18 protein-coding genes are annotated in these 22,907 nt (G+C 58.6%); 4 read left to right on the top strand and 14 right to left on the bottom strand.

Going from position 1 to position 22,907, the window contains the following annotated elements; all coding sequences use genetic code 11:
* Positions 1-150 precede the first annotated feature (150 nt).
* On the bottom strand, positions 151-1,521 hold the full coding sequence (locus tag SH410x_RS03880) for a 3-keto-disaccharide hydrolase (protein WP_473674801.1): 1,371 nt from the start codon (positions 1,519-1,521) through the stop codon (positions 151-153).
* Between the two features lie 272 nt (positions 1,522-1,793).
* Between SH410x_RS03880 and SH410x_RS03875 the strand changes: the two genes are divergently transcribed.
* Positions 1,794-2,837 carry a transporter gene (locus SH410x_RS03875; RefSeq protein ID WP_473674799.1) on the top strand — a complete coding sequence of 348 codons (1,044 nt, stop codon included), beginning with the start codon at positions 1,794-1,796 and terminating at the stop codon, positions 2,835-2,837.
* Between the two features lie 93 nt (positions 2,838-2,930).
* Here SH410x_RS03875 and SH410x_RS03870 read toward each other — a convergent pair whose 3' ends face one another.
* From SH410x_RS03870 to rpsL, 5 genes are all read right to left on the bottom strand, one after another.
* Positions 2,931-4,385 (bottom strand): IS701 family transposase, encoded by a 1,455-nt coding sequence (locus SH410x_RS03870; protein ID WP_473669018.1) that lies wholly within the window; start codon positions 4,383-4,385, stop codon positions 2,931-2,933.
* 265 nt (positions 4,386-4,650) lie between these two features.
* Positions 4,651-6,105, bottom strand: coding sequence for an IS701 family transposase (locus SH410x_RS03865; protein ID WP_473669018.1), 1,455 nt, complete (start codon positions 6,103-6,105; stop codon positions 4,651-4,653).
* A gap of 111 nt (positions 6,106-6,216) precedes the next feature.
* On the bottom strand, positions 6,217-8,310 hold the full coding sequence (gene fusA, locus SH410x_RS03860; RefSeq protein WP_473674797.1) for an elongation factor G: 2,094 nt from the start codon (positions 8,308-8,310) through the stop codon (positions 6,217-6,219).
* A gap of 378 nt (positions 8,311-8,688) precedes the next feature.
* On the bottom strand, positions 8,689-9,162 hold the full coding sequence (gene rpsG / locus SH410x_RS03855; RefSeq protein WP_473674795.1) for a 30S ribosomal protein S7: 474 nt from the start codon (positions 9,160-9,162) through the stop codon (positions 8,689-8,691).
* Between the two features lie 85 nt (positions 9,163-9,247).
* Positions 9,248-9,613, bottom strand: coding sequence for a 30S ribosomal protein S12 (gene rpsL, locus SH410x_RS03850; protein WP_008676202.1), 366 nt, complete (start codon positions 9,611-9,613; stop codon positions 9,248-9,250).
* Positions 9,614-9,867: 254 nt separating this feature from the next.
* On the opposite strand from rpsL, the gene dapA reads away from it, so the two are divergent.
* Positions 9,868-10,770 carry a 4-hydroxy-tetrahydrodipicolinate synthase gene (dapA, locus tag SH410x_RS03845; protein WP_473674793.1) on the top strand — a complete coding sequence of 301 codons (903 nt, stop codon included), beginning with the start codon at positions 9,868-9,870 and terminating at the stop codon, positions 10,768-10,770.
* 497 nt (positions 10,771-11,267) lie between these two features.
* Here the strand turns inward: dapA and SH410x_RS03840 are convergent, their stop codons facing one another.
* On the bottom strand, positions 11,268-12,629 hold the full coding sequence (locus tag SH410x_RS03840; RefSeq protein ID WP_473674791.1) for a hypothetical protein: 1,362 nt from the start codon (positions 12,627-12,629) through the stop codon (positions 11,268-11,270).
* 141 nt (positions 12,630-12,770) lie between these two features.
* Positions 12,771-13,520, bottom strand: coding sequence for a ribonuclease PH (gene rph, locus SH410x_RS03835; protein ID WP_473674789.1), 750 nt, complete (start codon positions 13,518-13,520; stop codon positions 12,771-12,773).
* A 926-nt stretch (positions 13,521-14,446) separates the two neighbouring features.
* Between rph and SH410x_RS03830 the strand changes: the two genes are divergently transcribed.
* Entirely contained in the window at positions 14,447-14,842 is a 396-nt protein-coding gene (locus SH410x_RS03830) for a hypothetical protein (RefSeq protein ID WP_473674787.1), read from the top strand.
* A gap of 22 nt (positions 14,843-14,864) precedes the next feature.
* On the opposite strand, the gene SH410x_RS03825 is transcribed toward SH410x_RS03830, so the two are convergent.
* The 6 genes from SH410x_RS03825 to rpsT form a co-directional block, all read right to left on the bottom strand.
* Positions 14,865-17,120, bottom strand: a complete 2,256-nt coding sequence (locus SH410x_RS03825) for an adenylate/guanylate cyclase domain-containing protein (protein WP_473674785.1) — start codon at positions 17,118-17,120, stop codon at positions 14,865-14,867.
* Between the two features lie 3 nt (positions 17,121-17,123).
* Positions 17,124-17,843 (bottom strand): GntR family transcriptional regulator, encoded by a 720-nt coding sequence (locus tag SH410x_RS03820; RefSeq protein WP_473674783.1) that lies wholly within the window; start codon positions 17,841-17,843, stop codon positions 17,124-17,126.
* A gap of 284 nt (positions 17,844-18,127) precedes the next feature.
* The gene (locus tag SH410x_RS03815) at positions 18,128-18,385 is read right to left on the bottom strand and encodes a DUF4404 family protein (protein ID WP_473674781.1); all 258 of its coding nucleotides are present in this window, start codon (positions 18,383-18,385) and stop codon (positions 18,128-18,130) included.
* A complete protein-coding gene (tyrS, locus tag SH410x_RS03810; protein ID WP_473674779.1) occupies positions 18,369-19,757 on the bottom strand; it encodes a tyrosine--tRNA ligase in 1,389 nt (462 codons plus the stop codon). The genes SH410x_RS03815 and tyrS overlap by 17 nt, the downstream gene beginning before the upstream one ends.
* 85 nt (positions 19,758-19,842) lie before the next feature.
* Complete coding sequence (gene ispD, locus SH410x_RS03805) at positions 19,843-20,559, bottom strand: 2-C-methyl-D-erythritol 4-phosphate cytidylyltransferase (protein WP_473674777.1); 717 nt, start codon at positions 20,557-20,559, stop codon at positions 19,843-19,845.
* Positions 20,560-20,835: 276 nt separating this feature from the next.
* Positions 20,836-21,108, bottom strand: a complete 273-nt coding sequence (gene rpsT, locus SH410x_RS03800) for a 30S ribosomal protein S20 (RefSeq protein ID WP_473674775.1) — start codon at positions 21,106-21,108, stop codon at positions 20,836-20,838.
* A gap of 255 nt (positions 21,109-21,363) precedes the next feature.
* On the opposite strand from rpsT, the gene cobA reads away from it, so the two are divergent.
* Positions 21,364-22,881, top strand: a complete 1,518-nt coding sequence (cobA, locus tag SH410x_RS03795) for a uroporphyrinogen-III C-methyltransferase (protein ID WP_473674773.1) — start codon at positions 21,364-21,366, stop codon at positions 22,879-22,881.
* The last annotated feature ends 26 nt before the right edge of the window (positions 22,882-22,907 follow it).

Raw genomic sequence — 22,907 nt, 5'->3', positions numbered from 1 at the left:
GTGGTGGTCGAGAGGCACTCAAATGACGGACGATCCACCCAGAGGTAGACCGTCCGCAAGCGACATTACGAAAGCCAGCCACTCGTCCACAAGCCAAATTCCACCCACCTCTGCCCACTATTTTCCGGGGGGTGCGGCTGATCTGGTCAACTACTCTTTCGCAGCAGGCTCAGCCATCTGCGGGAACTCGACGCCGCCGGTCAATCCACGGTCGATTGCCCAGATGTTGCGAAAGCGAACCGGATCGCCGTGGTCCTGGATCTTCGTCGGCAGCAGCGTGGGAGATTCGTCTTTCCCTGCCCCCGTCGGACCTGGTAATTCCTGATCGTCTTGCACCATCACACCGTTCACCCACGAAGTGACACGGGCATTGCGCAGCTTGGTGCCGTCTGCAGCAAAGCGGGCGGCGGTGAAGTGAACGTCATAGGTTTGCCAGGTCAGCGGTGGGAACGCCATGTTCATTTTCGGGGTTTTGTATCGATACAAAGCACCGAGCCCATTGAAGACGTTGGCATCACCGAACGAATCGAGCACCTGACACTCGTATCGGCCCTGCAAATACAAGCCACTATTACCCCGTCGTTGGTCGGCGAGTTTAGGCATGTGAGGAATCCGAAACTCGACGTGCAAATCAAAATCGCCCAGCATCTCGCGGACATCAGCACCCTGCTTGAGCAACCCATCCTCGGTCATCTCGCCGTTGGTGAACGCGGACGTGTCGCTGCCGTCGAAGAGAACCGTGGCGCCTGCCGGTGGCGCCGCCCCAAGGGTCGGGCTCTGACGCCGGGTACGCTCGAGGGTGGCGAGCATCGTTCCCGACGCATCAATAATCCTACAATGCTCAGGAGTCACAAACATCGCCCACGGGCCGCCCGAAAGCACGAGCGTCTGCCCGCTGCGCCGACCGAGCAGGACCATCGGCTCGTCGTTCTGATACCCATCCTGGCCGGGCAACCCACCGTCATAGACCCGCGCTTCGAATTCGCCGTCGCCGAGATTACGTATTTGGACGCCGCGACGGCTCACGCCAGCTGTCTTTGATTCGTCGTCCGACGATTCGTCTGTCTGTGCCGCGTCGCTCGTTTTCAAATCACCCACATATTCACCGACCAGCGAAAAGTCGAGCGCCACATCACCTTCGGTCGGTGGCATCGTCCACACGCCCTTGGCCACCCATTCCGGGTCCGCGGCGGGCTCAGCAGGCTCAGCGGGCTCAGCGGGCGTGGTGGCGGGTTCGGCGGGCATCGGGGCGGGTTCGGCGGGGTCCGCATCCGTCTTTTCAGGGGCTGCGTCAGGTTTCTTGGCATCCGCATCAGGCTTCTCGGGCGCCGGGTCCTTCGACTCGGGGGCGCTGGCGTCTTGCTTTTCATCGGCAGGAGCGGCCGGCGACTCGGCTGACTGCTCGTCTTGGCCGAACGTCGAACGAGCAGGCAGGATCACGGAGCATACGAGCAGACTGCCGCTCAAAATCAACGCGGAGACGACTGCCGGGCGTTTGTTCTGGGAAGGGGAAAAACTCATGGTCATGGAAGTGAACAAGCATGCTGGAGGAACAGAGACGGAAAACGTCCCTCATTGTAGTTCCCCGTTAGCCCGCCGTCGGCGCTTTGCTGCGTCAAATCACGAGAGCGGCAACTGGGGAAATCTGTGGGTTGTGACGGTGCGTCGCGGCGAAACGCAGCGATTTCGCTGCAACGCATCTGATTCGGAGGGGATCGAGAGGGGAATGCCCGATAGATCCGCAGGTGAGGAGCAGGCTTTGAGTCGTTGATGAGTAGATTGAAGGGTAATCGATGTTTTATAGAATTATTTCCGCGACGTTGACCCTCGCCATGGCCAGTGTTGTGGGCGCGGGTCATGCCGACGATGACCTGCGATCCCGGGCCGACAAACACGCGCCTGCCGGCTTGATGGGCGACCACCTGCACGCCCCGGGTGAGTGGATGGTCGAGTACAAGTACATGAACATGTACATGGACGGGAACCGGGCCGGCACGCGCAGGCTCAGTGACGCCGAAGCGATCGCGTATGGGGCGACCAGCGATCCGGTGACCAACCGCGGTGCATCGCCGACGCAGATGACGCACGAGATGCACATGCTGCACATCATGCGAGGCATGACCGATGACATCACGGCGTACACGATGATTGAGCTACCGAGCATCACGATGGATCATATCCGCGGCCCCATGAATCCGGGTGGCCCTGGCACCCCGTTCACCTTGCACAATAGCGGCTTTGGTGACCTGCGGCTCGGCGTCCTGATGCGTTTGTACTCGGACGACGATGACGACGTGATCCTAAACCTAGGTGCGTCCGTGCCCACAGGCAAAATCTTTCGCACCTCGACGATTCCCACCGCCGGTGCCATGTCCCAACCGTACGCCTATCCGATGCGGCTTGGCTCGGGCACCTTCAATGCTCGCCCGGGCATCACCTGGAAGCACTACTTTGAAACGGGATCATTGGGGACACAGCTGCAAACCAACCTACCCATTGGACGCAACTACCGCGACTACACCGTGAGCGATGAGTTCCGGCTCAACAACTGGTACAGCCATACTTGGACCCACAATCTCTCGAGTAGCATTCGCATCGAGAATCTGTGGATGACCAACTATGAGGGTGCGGACCCCATGTCGCCAGACAATGTGATCAGCACGAATGTGGAGAGTTTTCGCGGCGGGTACTACCTGAATCTGGGCCTGGGATCGGCCGCACTCATTAAGGGACACCTACTCAATGTTGAGTTCGTCCCCAACCTGTACCAGGACCTAAACGGCATCCAGCTCGAAACGGACTGGTACATGGCCGCGAGCTGGTCCAAGAGTTTCTAACCGGCACTTCGCGCCGGCGAGACAATCGAGCGTGTCGACTTCAAGGTCGCTACGCTCGCGGTCGCTTAGTTCCAGTTTTGCACTTTCCGCATGCTATCCGGCGAGCGTCGCCAGGAACGTGAGCAGACGTCTGGAATTATCGTCGGGTGTCGCAGCGAGCGACACCCCCGATAATTTCTCTTCCCAGGATTTGCGGCGTAGCGTCGTGAGCATGTCCGCGAAGCTCGGTTCAGACTTCCAGTGGTACCAAGGTCGATTCGGAAACTGGAGTTCCTCGTGGCCTTCGGTCGCGAACCACAGGATCGACAGGCTGTACAGGAACATCGCCATCGGAGCGGTTCGTTCGACCGCTTTGGGAGTGCGGTTCGCCGGATCTTCTAGTCCGAGATGTTGCTTGCAATCGAAGTGCGTCACTTCAATCGACCAACGTTGCGAGAAGATCGAAAGAATTTCCTGGGGCTTCATCGACACGTCGGTGCAGTAAAAGATTCGTGTCGGCCGCTGACCCACGGTGTCTTGCGAGAGCACCAGGCGAAGCAGTCGGTCGTTGCCGGCTTTGTAGTACAGTCCCGTGCGAGTTTTCACCCGCAGCGATCCGTGCAGCCCGTATTGATCGTAGTGGAGCGTTTGCCAACGTGAACTGTCCTGCTCCCAAGCAGCGGCATCTTTCAACCGCTCACCTTTCTTACGGCGAGGCCCACGACGGACGGTTGTTTCTTGAGGGGCCGGTGAGTAGAGCGCCGCCTTGGCATGAACTGGGCCAATCAACTCAAAGTTCTCAGGCAACTTCGACAGCACGCTCTTGCCGCTGTAAAGACTGTCGACGACGAGAATGAACTGGCGATCTGGGAACCATGCAGCAACCATGGCCACCATCTCAGCCATCAGTTCAGGCCGTGTTTTATGGGCTTTTGGATCGGGTTTGTTTTTCTTCTTGGCGTTCTCAGCTGCCTTCTTCTTAGCTGCTGCGGCTTGCTTGGCCTGCTTGGATGCGGCACGCACCTGCGCGGCGGTGGGATTCTTCTTGCGTTTGCCTTTCCCTTTGGCGAGCCCCTGGCGATTGCGATAGAGCCTCATGCAAATCGGCAGAGAAAAGACTTTCGTCGGTGCCCACCATGGATGAGCAATCACGATGCACAGGTCCACCCAATCGTGCCCCCAGTGACAAATTTTCTTGGACTTCGACGAACTCAACGCATCGTGGTGCATTCCAGCACCAAAGATCCCCAGGCCGCGTTTACGACAGAGGGTGTCATCCCCCGAAAGCACGATCGTGGCATCGGCACCGATCAAGTTGTTCAGGATCAACTGGGCCAACAGTTTCCAGAGATGATCGATGTCCCAAGCCGCTTGCGAGAAGAAGCGGTGGTAATCAGAGAAATGCCCGTTGCCAACGGAGTCGCTGGAAATAATCAGATCGGTGACATAGCGATGTCGGGCTGACAGAATCCAGCCGGTCATCAACAGGCGAAACGTTTGGAAGCTGGGAGCGGTGAAAGCTGGGGAGAACGTGCGTAGCAGAGTCTCGAACGAACTGGTAAGTTCCATGGTGGGCGGCTTCCGTGCCAAAGGATTTGAAAGTTTGAAGGTTCAAATCTCATTGGAACGGGCCGCCTTTTTCGTGCCAATATCAGTTAGCAAAAAGTGCAAAACTGGAACTTAGCAACGTGGGATCAATAACTGGCGTAGAGGATCTTGTTAAAGATCCATCCAGAACAGGATCTTTAACAAGATCTTTAACAAGATCCACTGCGGTAAACCCGTCACTTATTGTTCCTGGTGTCCTTAGTTCCAGTTTTGCACTTTCCGCATGCTATCCGGCGAGCGTCGCCAGGAACGTGAGCAGACGTCTGGAATTATCGTCGGGTGTCGCAGCGAGCGACACCCCCGATAATTTCTCTTCCCAGGATTTGCGGCGTAGCGTCGTGAGCATGTCCGCGAAGCTCGGTTCAGACTTCCAGTGGTACCAAGGTCGATTCGGAAACTGGAGTTCCTCGTGGCCTTCGGTCGCGAACCACAGGATCGACAGGCTGTACAGGAACATCGCCATCGGAGCGGTTCGTTCGACCGCTTTGGGAGTGCGGTTCGCCGGATCTTCTAGTCCGAGATGTTGCTTGCAATCGAAGTGCGTCACTTCAATCGACCAACGTTGCGAGAAGATCGAAAGAATTTCCTGGGGCTTCATCGACACGTCGGTGCAGTAAAAGATTCGTGTCGGCCGCTGACCCACGGTGTCTTGCGAGAGCACCAGGCGAAGCAGTCGGTCGTTGCCGGCTTTGTAGTACAGTCCCGTGCGAGTTTTCACCCGCAGCGATCCGTGCAGCCCGTATTGATCGTAGTGGAGCGTTTGCCAACGTGAACTGTCCTGCTCCCAAGCAGCGGCATCTTTCAACCGCTCACCTTTCTTACGGCGAGGCCCACGACGGACGGTTGTTTCTTGAGGGGCCGGTGAGTAGAGCGCCGCCTTGGCATGAACTGGGCCAATCAACTCAAAGTTCTCAGGCAACTTCGACAGCACGCTCTTGCCGCTGTAAAGACTGTCGACGACGAGAATGAACTGGCGATCTGGGAACCATGCAGCAACCATGGCCACCATCTCAGCCATCAGTTCAGGCCGTGTTTTATGGGCTTTTGGATCGGGTTTGTTTTTCTTCTTGGCGTTCTCAGCTGCCTTCTTCTTAGCTGCTGCGGCTTGCTTGGCCTGCTTGGATGCGGCACGCACCTGCGCGGCGGTGGGATTCTTCTTGCGTTTGCCTTTCCCTTTGGCGAGCCCCTGGCGATTGCGATAGAGCCTCATGCAAATCGGCAGAGAAAAGACTTTCGTCGGTGCCCACCATGGATGAGCAATCACGATGCACAGGTCCACCCAATCGTGCCCCCAGTGACAAATTTTCTTGGACTTCGACGAACTCAACGCATCGTGGTGCATTCCAGCACCAAAGATCCCCAGGCCGCGTTTACGACAGAGGGTGTCATCCCCCGAAAGCACGATCGTGGCATCGGCACCGATCAAGTTGTTCAGGATCAACTGGGCCAACAGTTTCCAGAGATGATCGATGTCCCAAGCCGCTTGCGAGAAGAAGCGGTGGTAATCAGAGAAATGCCCGTTGCCAACGGAGTCGCTGGAAATAATCAGATCGGTGACATAGCGATGTCGGGCTGACAGAATCCAGCCGGTCATCAACAGGCGAAACGTTTGGAAGCTGGGAGCGGTGAAAGCTGGGGAGAACGTGCGTAGCAGAGTCTCGAACGAACTGGTAAGTTCCATGGTGGGCGGCTTCCGTGCCAAAGGATTTGAAAGTTTGAAGGTTCAAATCTCATTGGAACGGGCCGCCTTTTTCGTGCCAATATCAGTTAGCAAAAAGTGCAAAACTGGAACTTAGAACTGAAAGCTATCGGCATCTTCTTTCGGCGCGGCTTGGTAACCGAAGGGTTCCATCGTGCCGCCGGCTCGCCCTTGGCTCAGGCTGCGAATGGCGCTACTGTAGCCGAACATCTCCTTCAGCGGCGCGTGAGCGACGATCACCGTCATCGCGCCACGTGTTTCCGTCGACGCAATGATCGCGCGACGCTGCTGCAAGTCACCGACAATTTCGCCCATGTAATCATCCGGTGTGGTGACTTCGACCCGCATCACCGGTTCGAGCAGAACCGGCCCGGCGGCCTCGATGCCGGATTCAAAGGCGTCGCCCGCGGCGATCCGGAAGGCGACCTCGTCGCTGCCATCCTCGTGCATCTCGGCATCGTAGACTTCAAATCGCACGCCTGAGAGTGGGAACCCTGCGATCATGCCCCCCCCGCTCGCCCGCTCGCGAATCTCGTCAATGGCTGCCGTTCGCACCGCGTTGGGCAGCCCACAATCGGGTGGCAGACGATCAAAGACGACAACGGGTGCGGCCGGGTTGTCCGCGGGCAAGACGCGGGTTTTCAAGCGGGCAAACATGGCGTTCGCACCCACAATTCGGTTGCACTGACCCGTCACGTCGGCAGAGCCACCAATCGTTTCACGGTAGTTGACCCGCGGTTTGTAGAACTTCACGTTGAGATTAAAATCACGCGTCAATCGATGCTGGATCACTTCGAGGTGCAATTCGCCCATCCCACTGATGATGGTTTGCCCCAGTTCCTCGTTTTCGACCGCGCGGAACGTCGGATCTTGCCGACGTAACATATCGAGCGTTTCCTCGAGTTTCTTCCGATCGGCCGTACTCTCCGGCTCAATCGCCATCGACAGCACCGCTTCGGCAAACTGGATCGTGGGCAGCTGGATCGGTGCCTTGACATCACAGACCGTATCGCCGGTGATTGCAAAACGAGGGCCGATCACGCAGCAAATATCGCCTGCACCCACGGTGTCGCTCTGGCCATCCCGCTCTTTTTTGGTCGCGTGAATCTGCCAAATCTGTGCGACGTTTTCCTTTTTCTCGCGGTTGGGGCAGTACACCCTTGAGTTCTGCTCGAGTTTTCCGCTGTAGACACGAATCCAATAGTTGTCGCCCGTCTTGGCCGGCAAAATCTTGAACACCAAACCGCAGAACGGCTCTTTAATATCGGGCTTGCGGATTTGCGGCTTGTCAGCCTTGCCTGGCGTGATGCCTTCGACCGGCGGACGATCGAGAGGGCTGGGCAGGAAATTCCCCACACCGGTCATCAGCGGCTGCACACCGATTCCATGCAGCGCCGAGCCACAGAACACCGGCTGGATGATGCGCTCGATACAGCCCTTGCGAAGCGCAGCGATCACGAGCTCACGCGGCACTTCCTGTTCCTCCATCGCCAACGCCATCGCCTCTTCACTGAGCTCATAGACGACCTCCATCAACTGCTCACGCCAAATCATCGCGTCGTCACGAAGCTCGTCTGGAAGGTCGACTTCCGTTACCGTCTTGCCATGGGTTTCGGGATCAAACTGCACCAGCTTCATATCGATCAGATCGATCACGCCGCGAAACGGGTCGGCAACGTGGGTGGGTCCTTCTCCAACGGGAATCTCGACAGCCACGGGTCGACCACCGAGTCGCGGCGCAATGTCTCCAAAAACAGCATCGAAACTCGCACCCTCACGATCCATCTTGTTAATGAACACGATTCGAGGCACTTCATATCGATCGGCCTGGCGCCACACCGTTTCACTCTGCGCCTCGACACCCTCCCGAGCTGAGAAGACAACGACTGCACCGTCGAGGACCCGGAGGCAGCGTTCAACTTCGGCGGTAAAGTCGACGTGGCCGGGGGTATCGAGCAGGTTAATGCTGTAATCGCCCCACGTGTACTTCACACAGGCACTGAAAATCGTGATCCCGCGTTCTTGTTCCTCAGGATCATCGTCGGTGTCGGTGGTGCCGTGATCGACGCGACCGACACGATGCTTTTGGCCGCTGAGGTAGAGCATCCGCTCGGTGACAGTGGTTTTGCCCGCGTCAATATGAGCGATGATGCCAATATTGCGGAGCTTGGAGATGTCGGCGGCCATGGGTGGAAGACAGCAGTTAGCGGCTCGCGGTGAGCTACTAGCATCGAGCGACTAGCACACCGAGAATTTGGAATGAAGGGAAGGCCAAACAATAAAACGCGTTTTGACGCCGGGCAAGACCTCGTAGGATGGGACCCGGGTCCTGTCCGGGAACGGGTTGCTCGCTCGGGAACGGGGTTCGCTCGGGAACGGGGTTCGCTCGGGAACGGGGTTCGCTCGGGACAATGGTCCCAAGCGACGAGCGATCATGACAGGGGGGGGAATCCATCCAAGCAAAAACGCTGCCAACCCTACCCAAGGATCGCCAGCGTTTCGTGTAAATATTTCGGCAGCCTGCCAAACCCGATTAAAAGAGGCTAGCAGCCAACAGACAAAGGTCTACCAAGCGAAGTGAGCAAACGCCTTATTCGCGTCGGCCATACGGTGCGTATTTTCGCGACGAGTGTAGGCGGCACCCTCTTTCTTGTAGCCAGCCAGCAGCTCATCGGCGAGCTTCAGGTGCATTGGGCGACCCTTTTTGTCACGCACAGCCATCAAAATCCAGCGAATCGCGAGACTTTGTTGACGAGCCTTGTTGACCTGCATGGGCACCTGATAGCTCGCACCACCGACTCGCTTGCTGCGAACTTCGATGTACGGCTTGATATTTTCCAGTGCGGCTTCAAAGATTTCGAAAGGCGTTTCTTCGCCCTCGTGCCGCTTGCCAATTTCCTCGAGTGCATCGTAGAAAACTCGCTGTGCAGTCGTCTTTTTGCCGTCGAGCATGAGGCAGTTGATGAACTTGCTTGCCAAAAGCGACTGGTGCTTTGGGTCGCCTTTGAGCATCGAGCGACTGGAGGTGATTCGTCCCATGAAAGTCTGTCGGTTCTAAAAAAGTGTTTTTGGGCGGGAGAGTACTGGGTGCGTTAGGAAACCCTAGTCGCAGACCGAGCGAAAATTATTTTTTCGCACCATAACGGCTGCGAGACTGTTTACGGCCATCGACACCGAGTGCGTCACGCGACCCGCGAACGACCTGATAACGCACACCCGGCAAATCGCGTACACGACCACCGCGGACAAGCACAATCGAGTGTTCTTGCAGGTTGTGGCCTTCGCCAGGGATGTACACGGTAACTTCCTTGCCGTTGCTCAACCGTACCCGCGTGATTTTCCGCAGTGCCGAGTTAGGCTTTTTCGGAGTCATTGTCCGAACTTGCAGGCAAACGCCCTGTTTTTGAGGGCATTTTTCAAGAACCGGCGACTTACTTTGGCTCTTCTTGAGCTTGCGATTCTTGCGGACGAGCTGATTGATTGTGGGCATAAATAGAAGTCAGAACGTAAGATCGCCGAAGCAATCGACAACGAAAGGGTGACAGGGCAACGGTTCTGCGGCACAAAGCAAGTCATGCGGCAAGGGGCGAAGTATCGCGTGTGGCGCCGATTTGTCAAGTCCGAACCCGCAGAGAGATTTTTCGCTCTCTGGAGATTCCATTTGCCCTCGTGAAACTATAGCCCCAACCGTTACACTGGGGCCGCAAATACCTACTCCACCCATCCATCCAAGGTCAACCACATATGAGTCAACGAAAAGGGAGTCAATTCGCTGGATTGGCCGTCGCCATCATCACTCCATTTCGCGATAATCAACTCGACGTGGCGCGTTTGCGAGAGCAAATTGAGTTTCAAATCGATGCCGGTACGAACTGCATCGTCCCCGCCGGCACCACCGGCGAATCACCAACACTCTCGCACGACGAGCACGAACGGGTGATCGCCGAGACGATTGCCTGCGTCGCCGGTCGTGTGAAAGTCATGGCGGGTGCCGGTAGCAATAATACCGCCGAGGCCCTGCGTCTCTCCCGACGCGCCGCCTCGGAGGGGGCCGACGCGGTCCTGCAGGTGGCACCCTACTACAACAAGCCGACTCAGGAAGGCATGTTTCAGCACTTTCAGGCGATCGCCGAAGAAGTCGATATCCCTGTCTGCGTCTACAATATCCCCGGCCGCACCGGTAAAAACATCGAAGTCGAAACGATCCAGCGCCTCGCCGAACTGCCTGGGATCACCATGGTCAAGGAAGCCACCGGCTCGCTCGACCAATGCTCGGCGATTTTGGGCACCACCGATTTGACGGTGCTCTCAGGCGACGATTCACTGACCCTGCCGATGATGAGCGTCGGTGCCGAGGGCGTGATCTCCGTCGCCGGAAACGTCGTCCCGAGCGTGATGCTGGAGATGGTCCGAGCGGCCTCAGCAGGGGATTACACAACCGCCGCCAAACTCCACCATCGCCTATACGCCTTCTGCAGCACCATGCTGGGCCTCTCCACCAACCCGATCCCAGTCAAAGCCGCCATGCAAATGCTCGGCCGCGATACCGGAGAATTGAGACTGCCCATGGTCGCCCTGAACGATGCCGAACGCAGTATCCTCCAAGAAACCCTGCTGAGATTTGGCATCGGTTCGGCGGTAGCATGAACCGACTGAGGACCGACATCGATCGCCAAACCTCAAAGCCCGACGTGGTGGGAGGGCCCCGTATCGCTGCGACCCCTCCAGGGTCGGTGTGCACGAAAGCAAGCTGAGTCCGGTGGTGTTCACTGCCGTTCAAACCACCGGCTATTCTCTGCGATCCTTTGGGACGTCGATTGAATTGGTGATCATTTTCAATCCGTGTGCGTGAGCCCCAACGGGGGCGGCGGTAATGAAAGCCCAGGGCATCGCCCTGGGTTTTGGATCGTGAAATACGTTGTAGCCAGCACCCCCAGGCGTTGCCTGGGGCCGTCATCGGGCTACCGCGTCGGGTGCGTTATCGTGTCACGTCAGCGCGGCCAGGATGCTTCACCCATAAAATCGACGCCCCTCAAAATCCAAACACCTTGGCTAATCTGCGGGGCGTTACCCTAGCGCCAAAACGGCTCATGCGATCGGAAGAATACGTTGTTTTTCAATCAAAGTGGCGCTATCCTGGACCGCTAGTGAGCTTCCTCGATCGCGTCCCTGAGTAGCAAACGCGGCACCTCGGCAAGCTTCTCATCGCCAACCCAATCAAACGCGTCGATCTTTTCGACCAAGGTGCTCCCCGGCGCGAGCGTGTGCTGAAACGCATCGTACTGCTGCCTCTGCATGTCAGTTAGACCGCGATACCAAAACACAAAACGGGCCAGCGGCTCTCCGGTGAGAATCGTCTCGCCAAAACATTGTTGTTGAGCGTCGTCGTCGGGCGTACTCCAGGCACTGAAGAACAGTGCAGGATTGTCGCCCTCGGCAATCCTCGACGACCATTCGACAGATCCTTGACCTGCGTCCCAGGTTCCATTGGTGGCGAACGGTCTCGCACTGCTCTGCAACGTCACGCTGATGCTCGTATTGCCAAAGGCATTGGGCAACATCGCTTGAAATGCGTTCTCGACCAGCAAGCTCAGTGGACCAAAGTCGCTGTCTTTGACGTCGGCACCTTCGTCCAAATTGTGCTCGCTTTTGTATTTCGCGAGCTCCATCTGATAAATCTCCGTTTTCCGAATCGATTCACGCAGCGACGATGCAAGCCCCTCGGCATCACCGAGGATTGCCAACGATGCGACCGCCGATTCGTCACCGCCGATTTGCAGTTTCCGAATGACCACGTCGCGAAACAACCCGAGCGTCGCCGCTTGGTCCTCGCCCTGGAAGACCCGGACCATGTTCGGCAGATCAGCAAGAGAGAAGTAATTTCGCTCGACGAGATACTGCCCCATCCGCGCCATGAATCGTTGCCCGACCACCTCTTCGTCGACGTCAACAACCATCACATGGGTCCAACAGTAGACGGAGAGGTTCTTTAGATCACGGCGGACGTCTTGGTCGAGCAATCTCTCGACGCGAGGCAAGATCGGCTGGCCAGCGAATTCCTCTTGCGACCAGTTCAGCAGCAAATCCACCAATCGATCGACGGCGGCGTTGCGATCGCTCATGTTCTGCTGCAGATCATCTTCACCGCGAAACCGTTCGCTGTAGAGTGATGTCGAACCGAGCGGCGACTCATACAAGGCGTACTCACCGGCGCCTCCCACGTCCGCCGGCATCTCACCGCGAAACGCACCTACGAAGGTGTGCGAGCCGCCCTGGATCCGATCCATCGCAGGATCATAGAACTCCCGCATGTGAGCCAACTCAGTGTCCGACAGCGGTGACGCATCGTCGCCCTCACGACTCGGATTGAACGAGACCGTCAGAGTTCGCTGCATCGATTCGCCATAGGGGACGAGTCGCAGATCGTATGTCTTGCCGACGCAGCCGGTGAACACACCGAGCACCGCGGCAAGTAACGAGACCTTCATGACGTGGAGGCGGGGCATCGAACACTCCTAGGAGCACGCGATCGCGGATCAATCACCCGAGTTCTTCATAATGGATCTTGTAAAAGATCCTAACAGCATAGGATCTTTTACAAGATCCCTACGCCAACAATTGATTCGCTGTCGCTAGATACAAAACGTTCATTGTACCCCGATCGCATCCACCTGTTTTTGGGTCAATTCTCGAATGCCTTTTTTCGCCAAACCCAGCATCCCGGCGAGCTGCTCGTCGTCGAAAGTGGCCTCTTCCCCGGTGCCTTGGATCTCAATGAATCGACCGTCGCCCGTCATCACCACGTTCATGTCAACATCAGCGGCCGAGTCAAGTTGGTAGTCGAGATCCAACACAACTTCACCCTCGATCACGCCCACGCTGATGGCGGCGACGCTGCGGGGCAAGACGTCGGCAACGTTGATCGCGGGGTCGAGCAGTGGCATTTTCGCCAGCTGAGCGACGGCGAGTGACAAAGCAATGTAGCCACCCGTGATGGATGCCGTGCGCGTTCCCCCGTCGGCTTGAAGGACGTCACAGTCCACCGTGATGGACCGTTCGCCAAGTGCTTCGAGATCGACGACCGCACGGAGACTGCGTCCAATGAGCCGTTGAATCTCGGTGGTTCGCCCGTCGACTTTACCTCCGCGATCGCGGCTCTTCCGCGGGCTCGTACTCCCCGGCAACATATTGTACTCGGCCGTCACCCAGCCTTTCCCGCGACCGGCCATCCATGGCGGTACCTTTGTCTCGACCGATGCCGTGCACAGCACAATTGTCTTGCCGCTGCGATATAGCACGCTGGCAGGATTCGATTCGAGATAGCCACACTCGACCTGCACATCACGCAAGACATCATGCGGGCGGAGGGCGATCGATTCAGAGGTGGCGTCGGTCATGGTGAGTTGATCGTTGTGGAGAAAGAGGATGCCTGTTCGCACGCAGTCCGGTGCACGAGCACGGGCACGAACCCGAGTCCGGGCCCGGCATGAACCCGGGCATGGGCATGGTAGCAGGTTCGCGCCACCGATCCGAGTTGTGCGTGGCTGGACTGACGCGGATTCCCGAACAGACTCACCCCCCCTTCCCAGGTCGGCGTGCATGATCGGCAACCCATTGCCCGCGATCCCTTCAGAACCTAAAGGCATGTTGACTTTTTGAGAAATGGTGGTCGAACGCTCCGCGGTCAACCATTCCGACCGCGGAGCGTTCGGCCACTTATTTTCCGCTCGTTCCTAGCTCAACAGCCAGCTAAGCGCACGCGCAAAAGTTCTGGGACAGAACCCCAAGATTAGCCGATTGGACGTTCGCCCCGGTTACCGCGTGAAACGCGGAGCGTTTCGAGAACCGGGGCGAACGTCCATCGGCTAATTCCATACGAAAACTTCGGATCATCCGACTCAAGCATGCGCCGGAGGTGTTGGAGGCATGTCTCAAGTATCCCATGATTTATTTGTGGGATTGGATGAACAGCGTTAGACCGCTTGCCGGGAAATCAGACGGGGCCTGCCGGGAAAAACGGAGCGAAGCTCTGCAGAGGTGCGGGCGTGGCAAGGGATCTCCCGGTCGATGGTACAATGGTGTCTTTGAAAGACAGCTTGGATGCTGGAGCGATACCTTCAAAATACCTTCCACTCGACTCCCGCGCCCCCTGCCGTCGGATGAGCCAAAACTTCCGCACAGAGGCCTAGCAATGGGGCAATCCACAGGGCTGTGCCGGCGAGTTACAGTATTGCCTCCGCTCCCCCAAATATGAAAACTCGGATGCGGGGAGGCGGCAGCCACTTCCGGGTCTCGTGAATTAATTTTGATACGGATGATTTATATGACGGATGAAAAACACGACGTCGAGAAGGCGGCCCCGTCTTCTCAACCCCGTGATTTTTCATGGAGCGAAACCCCGCTGTTTCTCTTCACGGGCATCGTCGTTTCAGCCGTCTTCATGATCCTTGGAATGACGGTAAAAGCTTTGCCACCATTCTGGGGTTGGGTATTTTACGGGATCGGCTGCGGTCTGTTTACCGCCACCGTCATGATGTATGGCAAGAAACCAGTCGATATCGCCGAACTCCCCGAACCGTCAGATGCCGTGCGTGCGAAATGCGACGATCCTGAAATAAAACTTGCCGACGCCGCAAAGCTTTATTGCGAGGAAACGGGGGCAAGCATCTCCGACGCGATCACGGTACTGCGGGCATACCGCGAGAAACAGCCGCGCTGACGGGCTGTCGCTCCTGCAATCGCTACTTTGAAAACGTGAGCACACCGTCCCAGTCTGGCGGTGCCACACGGCGGTACTCCAGGATCCGCTGCAACAGAACGTCTTTGGGTCGATCCCAGGCAGGCAATTCATGCAATTGCTGATAGGCATCATCCCACCGCCCCTCACCGAACGCAGCGAAAGCAGCACGCGATATTTCGAGCTCATCCTGGCTGAGTTGCGGCTGGTTTTCGAGCGGGACGATCAATTGAAAAATCTCCACTGGCGTTCGCGTTCCCGCAGCACGCACCCGACCGAGCGTTCGCAATTGAAAGCCTGCAGACGAGCCGCTCTCGACCGCGTCCGGATCCGGGGTGCCAGGCGAACCGCTGGAGTCACCGGGCTGAACTGCGGTCGCTTGCCGCTGCAAGTGCTTTGCCGTGACGCTGTCGACGATGATCTCGACGCCGAATACTTTCGTCAGTCCCTCCAAACGGCTGGCGAGATTCACCACCGGGCCAAACGCCGTGACCTTGACTTGATCGACCGTGCCGATGCGTCCCGCGACGGCGCGTCCCGAGGCGATCCCAATCCCGCAGCGGAACTCGGTTTCGCCGCGAGCGTAGTCCCGGCGGATATCGGCTGCCGCCTGGGCCGCGGCGGCACTCGCGGCGATCATCGGATCGGTGCCATGCGGCAGAGGCAAAGGCCAGCCCCAGAACCCCATGGCGGCATCGCCGTGGAAATCGCCGATGACACCTTCCGTATTAAGAATATGTTTCGTCATCACCCCCAATGCCGCACTGACCTGTTCCAGCAAAATGAGGAGCTGGCCGCCCTGGGCCTCCGACGTAAGGGAGAATCCACGCAAGTCGCAAAACATCACCGACAGACTGCACTCGCGCGGCTGCAGCCAGCTCTCCGAATCGGTACCCGCGATGGCATCGAGTACCACGGGTGCAAAAAATCGGCGCATCGCCGCATGCCGCTGCTGGAACTGGGTGGCCTGGCGGATACCTGACACCAGAGAACCCACGACTTCAGCGAATTTAACATCGTCGCTAAGACGATCGACCAGCGTCCGTGAATCACTCATCAGCCCCTGATTCACTGCGCCGCCAGGCCCTGAATCCCCCGTTGCGGAATGCCCCGTCGCGGGGCCGCCCGTCATAGGCCCCCCCCTCGTCATCACGCCCGCTCGGCTGCCGGTCACGTAGAGCACCCACCCTCGACACGCGTCGCTCCGCAGCGGAACACAGAAGGCCCAGTCCACATTCTCGGCCACGGTGTAGTCGGGAACCGCGTCTTTCGGAGCCTGAGGGTCAGCGCTCGTTCGGGAGGGCTGATACTCCCACAAATGCAACACACTGTCGCGGCGGCGGAGCGTGGCATTGACGAGTTTCGTGCTGACATCGTGGGAGTTCGATTCGTTATCACGGACGTCGTAATGCAGAATCTGCATGCCGGGCGTTTCAAGCATCGAGTCCGGTAGTTGCGACTCGAGATCTCGCTCACTCGCTCGAACAATCGCGACAGCGGATGCTGACGGAGTCGCCCGCAGCAAGACATCGGTGACGCGGGCGAACAACTCCTCGTCGCTAACACTGCCAGCGACGAGGTCCGGCAATCGAGCCAATAACTCGATGCGGGCCTGCGAATCGTAAAAGTTCTTCTGTCGCAGAGCCGATTCAGCGAACGCCATCTCCGTCACCTCACCGCTCTCCGGCGCGGCCATGTAGTCAGGCGTCGCCGCGGTCGGTGCCCCGGAGACGCCTGCATGCTCGGCGGACTGAGTGCCGCAATGCGGCGAGAGCAGTGCGGTACCAGACGGCGTTGCGGGGCGGTTCGATTCCACCGAAAATCCAGGCCGTCGAGCAAGCGTGAAGGTGGTTTTCCCGATCACAAAGTGCTCGCCCGGAACAAGGACAAATTGATCTCGCGGTTTCCCTCGGTAAAAAATGGGATTGCGCGCGCGGGGATCGCGTGTGACCTGCAACCGATCGCCGCTCAGCGACGTGAGGATGGCGTGGTGTCGCGAAATCGAACTGTCCCAGGGAACCGCCCAGGGGATCGCAGCGACATGGCGTCTCTGACGCTGGCCCGGGGCAGTCGTCGCCCGCACATCGACGTCAACACCGCCCTGACCGGAGGATCGCCCCGGAGGCGGTGAGGACTGAGGCTGCCGCCCCAACAGCACGTCACGACCGGCAGCAATCTCGGGTAACCCGCGACGCCAACGCCCCGAACCTGGCGAAGCTTCCTGGGAGTCGACGGTACCTTGCGCGATAAGGTCAGGCATCAATCAGTGGACCTCAGACGCCTGGCCGACGGCAGACTCGGCATCCTGTTGATCCATCAGCTTCAAGTACAGCATCAGCCCGTACTGGATATGCCCGAGCGCTGCGGCGGCTGCCGTATCGGGGTCATGATTAGCAATGGCATCATAAATGGCCTGGTGCTGAGCGCAGGTCAGTTTCATCGAGTCGGTATCGTGACTGTTCTTGCGAATCCCGAAGACGCGGATCAAGGCGTGCGAGTGCATGGCCGTTTGCACGATCGCGCGATTACCAGTCGCCTCGAGGACCCGCATGTGGAAGGTAAAATCAGCTTTATCGAACTCCCGTTGGATGTCGCGGCCCGCGACGTCGGTTCCCGATCGCTCCTGGTCCTGAGCCGCCGCATACATCTTGCCGAGTTCAGCCTCGATGGCCGCGATTTGCTCCTCGCTCGCCTTACGGGCCGAAATCGCAGCCGCGCCGGGTTCGATAATTTCCCGGACTTCGTAAATCTCGACGAGCTCAGCACGCCCGATCTTGCGGACGACAGCCCCAATTTGAGGCACCAACTCGACCAGCCCTTCGTTGGCCAATCGCCCCGCCGCTTCCCGGACGGGCGTCGCGCTGATCCCGAGCTCCTTACCGATCGGTCCGTACAACAACCGCGTTCCGGGCTCGAAATCACCGGAAATCAATCGGTTGCGAAGATACTGATACGCACGAACGGAATGAATTTCTTGGCCCACAGAATCCCTCGTTTTCACAGATACTTCGTTGCGTGCCGCTCGCTCGGATGCTCCCACCCTGGACGGAATACAGTCCATTGTACTCGACCTCCAGGATATCAGCATGGGGTAGGGCGGGATCGTTGACCCCCGCAGGACGATGAGACGATCATCCTGGACATCACGAAGGGGCCCCAACGAATTGCCCCGATCCTGACATGCCGCGTTCGCGGCGATCGAACTCGCCCCCCTGCGGCCAGTCTTCAACACCAAGCCAGGCCGCTGGTGGGCGATCAGCGGGGAGATCAGATGCCCATCTGAGAGAGCATGTCGGCGATACGCCCGACGCTGCTGGTCAGCGCCGGATGCGACTCTTGAAACTCGGCTGTGGCATCGCTCAAGCGAGTGGCGAGCGAGTGGGAATTGACATCCTGCTCGTCGAGACTTTGCTCAATTTCATTGACCGTCGCCTGCAACTGCTCACGCTGCTCAGGGGCCAAGCTATCGAGACTGGCGAGCTGGGTGCGGAGTTGCTGGAGTGTTTCTTCAAGTTGCGTTCGCATTTTTTTCACCTGGGGATGCATCGGGCAAGAGTTTCAACAGTGCGTATTTTCGTTTCCCGCGACGCAGCACAATGACAGATCGTCCTGCAAAATCGTCGCGAATGATTCGTTTCTGCTCATCACTGACGCGGACGCTGTTGAGCGAAATACTACTTTCCTTGACGCTGCGTCTCGCATCGCCGCCGCTGGAGCATAGCCCGGCGAGCTGCAAGGCCTCGATGATCCACAAACCATCGCCCGCAATCTGCTCGTCCGTAATATCACAACTGGGTACGTCAGCAAAGATCTCCTGCAGCTCCGCGTCCGGCGCATTGCCGATATCACCGCCAAACAGGATCGTCGTCGCCCGCTCGGCCGACTGCAGCCCCTCGCCGCCGTGAACAAGCTGAGTCATCCACTGCGCTAAACGCTTTTGCGCCGCCCGTTCTCCAGCTGCCTTTTCGGTTCGCTCAGCCAATTCCTCGTACTCGTCCCTGCCGATCTCGGTCAGGTAGGCGATGCACCGCATGACGTCTTCGTCGTTGACGTGGACCCAGTACTGGTAGAACGCGTACGGGCTGGTGCGCTCGGCGTCCAACCAAATCGCACCCTTCTCGGTCTTGCCCATTTTCTTGCCGTCACCGGTCGTCAGCAGCGGCGCCGTCAAGCCAAAGAGCTGCTCGCCGGTCATCCGCCGGCCCAGATCGATGCCGGCTGTGATGTTGCCCCACTGGTCACTACCGCCCGCCTGAATGCGGCAGCCGTGAGCACGCAACAAATGCACAAAGTCGTAGGCTTGCAGCAGCATGTAACTGAACTCGGTGTAGCTCAGCCCCGCATCGCTATTGATCCGGCTCCGTACCGATTCCTTCCCCATCATCGTGCCAATCGGAAAGTTCTTACCGACGTCCCGCAGGAATTCGAGGTACGAGTATCCCTGCATCCAATCAAAATTGTTTAGCAGCAGAGCCCCGTTACTGCCGCTGAACCCCGCTTCGCCCTCAAAATCGAGGAACCGTCGCATCTGTGCGGCGACACCGTCGACATTGAGCTGCAACTGTTCGGCGGAGAGCAAATTACGCTCTTCACTCTTACCGCTGGGGTCGCCGATCATGCCGGTGGCACCCCCGACCAACGCGATGGGGCGATGGCCGGCGAGCTGGAATCGCCGCAACATCATCAATTGCATTAAACCGCCCACGTGCAAACTCGAGGCGGTCGGATCAAACCCGATGTAGATACTTTGGGGCCCTGAGGCCAGCAATTTCGCCAGCCCTTCTTCATCGGTGGTCTGATGGATCAAACCACGCCACCGAAGTTCATCGAGCAGGTTTTCGGTTGTTGGCGTGGCCGCTGGAATCTCGGCGGCCGCGGGTGAATGGGACTGCGTCATGTTGATCTGATTCGTTGTTCGTTGGTTCAAAAATCACGATCCGGCGGCGTTCGCTGCGGATTTTTTATGATTCTCAGTAAGGCTTCTAGTTCGCGGGACGCGTTTGCATCAACGCTTCGGCAACCGCCAGGTCTTCGGGATAGGTAATTTTGAGGTTGTCCGCAGCCCCGGTGACCAGCGACACGGGATGCCCTGTTCGCTCGACCAACTCCGCATCGTCGGTCGCCGGCCGACCTCGATGGCGTGCGTAGGCCTGGCAAACTAAATCCAAGGCAAATACCTGCGGCGTCTGAGCTACCCATACTCCTCTCCGATCGATGGTCTGGCAAGCGGAGCTATCGTGCGAGCCACGCTTGAGCGTCCCGGTCACGGGCGTGGCCAGGATGGCAGCGCGGGTCCGTGCGGACGCCGAGAAGACAGCCGATACATCTGCGTCGGTCAGCAACGGCCGCGCCGCATCGTGGATCGCTACCCACCGAGTCGCTTCGCTGGTTGTGCGATTGATTTCCGCCAGGGCCGCGGCGACGGTATCGCTACGCTCGGCACCACCGGTGACAAGGCGTACCCGATCAGGCTGCGACAAACTCAAAACCTGATCTGCGAAGCGATCTCGATCCCGCTTCGACACCGCCAACCAAATCAGGTTCACTTCGCTTCGGCGCAGCAGTGTTTCAGCGGCATACGTCCACAGCGGACGCCCACGTAAAAGTGCAAACAGTTTATTGGCATGATCACCAAAACGCTGGCCGCTACCAGCGGCAGGCAAGATCACAGCAACGCTCGCGGACGGGAGTGATGTCATGTCGCTGGTATTCACTCGTTCCGAAATGCGACCATAGAGCGGGGACTGGCGTCGCTCAAAAATCGCGGGTTGGCGTCCTATTTTGCTGTGCAGATTCGGCTCCGAAACCGCAAAGCGACAACAGGCGTTCCCAGCATTTTCCATGCGAATCGCTGGCGCACGAAACACCTGCCGCCCCTTCAGGACGATACGGGGGGGACAGCCTTCGCAACCGGTTCCCCGGACGGGCGTCCGGGGCGATTGCACGGCCGTGGGCTTCGCCAACAAACAGGCCGCCTAGGCGGCTTGAGCGACCTTCTTCACCGCTGCGTTGAGCCGGCTCTTCGTGCGGGCGGCGGCGTTGCGATGGATGACATTGCGGGCAGCAGCTTGATCTAGCTTTTTGCACGCCAATCGAAATTCGCTCTGCGCCTTTTCCTGCTCGCCCGCTGCAACCGCTTCGCGGACACGGCGAATGGCGCCACGCATGCTACTGCGGACACCGCGGTTTCGGAGACGGCGGACTTCGCTTTGACGGAGTCGTTTCTTGGCGCTCTGGGTATTTGGCATGTGTTTGGCAGCAGCAATCGCGTGCTGCCCCGTTGGAGACTACAAAAGATGTTGATTTCGCGGCGGGTGTCCGCCTGCGAGTGAATTGGCAAGCGGCGTATTATGCCCATTGGACGGGCGGCTGTCCAGATCCAAGTAAAACTTCCATAATCGCTACACACGGAACCCGCGATTAGCACGCTTTCGCTGCTCCCGCCGATGTTTGAAAATCCTACGCTTGGACATGAACCTTCAGTGACCTCTCCCCGAAAAACTATGAATGCGCCTGACTCCGCTGGCTTCGTCGCCCTGGTCGGGGCGGGCCCCGGACACCCCGAACTGCTGACATTACGAGGGGAACATTGGCTGCGCCGCAGCGACGTGGTGCTGTATGACGGGCTAACGAATACCGAGATGCTGGCCCACGCCCCCCAAGCCGAGTGCATTTGCGTTGGCAAACATGGGCAAACTCGGATCTGGACCCAGCCGGAGATCATCGCCGAAACAATCCGCCACGCCTCCCAAGGCAAGTGCGTGGTGCGGCTCAAGGGGGGCGATCCGGCTGTCTTTGCGAGAACCAGCGAAGAGGTCGATGCGCTCGTGGCCGCAGAAATTCGCTACGAAATTGTCCCCGGGATCACGGCCGCTTTGGCGGCGGGCTCCTATGCTGGAATTCCCATCACACACCGGGGAATCGCCTCCGCAGTCGCATTGGTGACCGGCCACGAGGAGCCGGGCAAGTCGACATCGGCGCTGGATTGGGCGGCCCTGGCCGCGTTTCCCGGGACGCTGGTGATCTACATGGGCGTGACGACAGCCGAAGCATGGACACGGGCCCTGCTCGACGCGGGCAAACCGCCTGAAACACCCTGTGCCCTGGTCCGTCGCTGCAGCATGCCCGACCAGCAACAGATTGCGTGCCGACTCGATGAGGTCGTCGAGCACCTCACGCCCGCCAGCCGATTCCGACCGCCAGTGATCACCATTGTCGGCGAAGTCACGCGGTTGGCTGAAACCATGGACTGGTTCCGCCGCCGACCGCTGCACGGCCAACGCGTGCTCGTGACTCGCCCCGCCGATCAAGCCCATGACCTCGCCCGCCCGCTCGAGGAATTCGGCGCCAGTGTCGTTCGCCACAGTGTGATCGAAGTCAGCGCCCCCGACGATTGGTCAGACGTCGACAGTGCCATCGATCGCTTGCCCACCTTCACATCCATCGTCTTCGCCAGCACCAATGGCGTGCGGTATTGGATGGAACGCATCCTCGCGCGAGGCGGAGACCTACGCTGCCTCGCGGGGCTGCGGATTGCCGCGGTCGGCAACGCAACGGCGGCGGCCCTGAGCAACTATCACCTGGCCGCCGACACGATTCCCCAACAATTTGACGCTGACGGGTTGGTCGACGAAATGGGACCAAGCGTGCGGGGCGAACGCGTGCTGATCGTCCGGGCAAGCCGCGGCAGCCGGGCGCTGCCCGATGGCCTGGTAGCCGCCGGTGCGGACGTTGAAGAAGTCATCGCGTATCAAAACACCGATGTGACGGTCGCGAATCCCGACATCGCTACAATGCTGCGACAAGGCGAAATCGATTGGGTCACCGTGACCAGCAGTGCGACGGCTGAAAACCTCGAGCGACTCTATGGGGATGACCTGGAGAACTGTCGCTTCGCAGCGATCAGCCCGATCACGGCCGAAGTGCTCCGCCGCCATCACCGCCGCGTCGATGCCGTCGCTGAGACGGCGTCCATGCAAGGCCTTGCCGACGCGATTCGAAAAGCGTCGGAAACGGAATGATTTTTGCAATCCGAGGCTCGGCAATG

It is taken from the genome of Rhodopirellula sp. SH410, from assembly GCF_055811895.1.
This window is presented reverse-complemented; position numbering and strand designations above follow the sequence as displayed.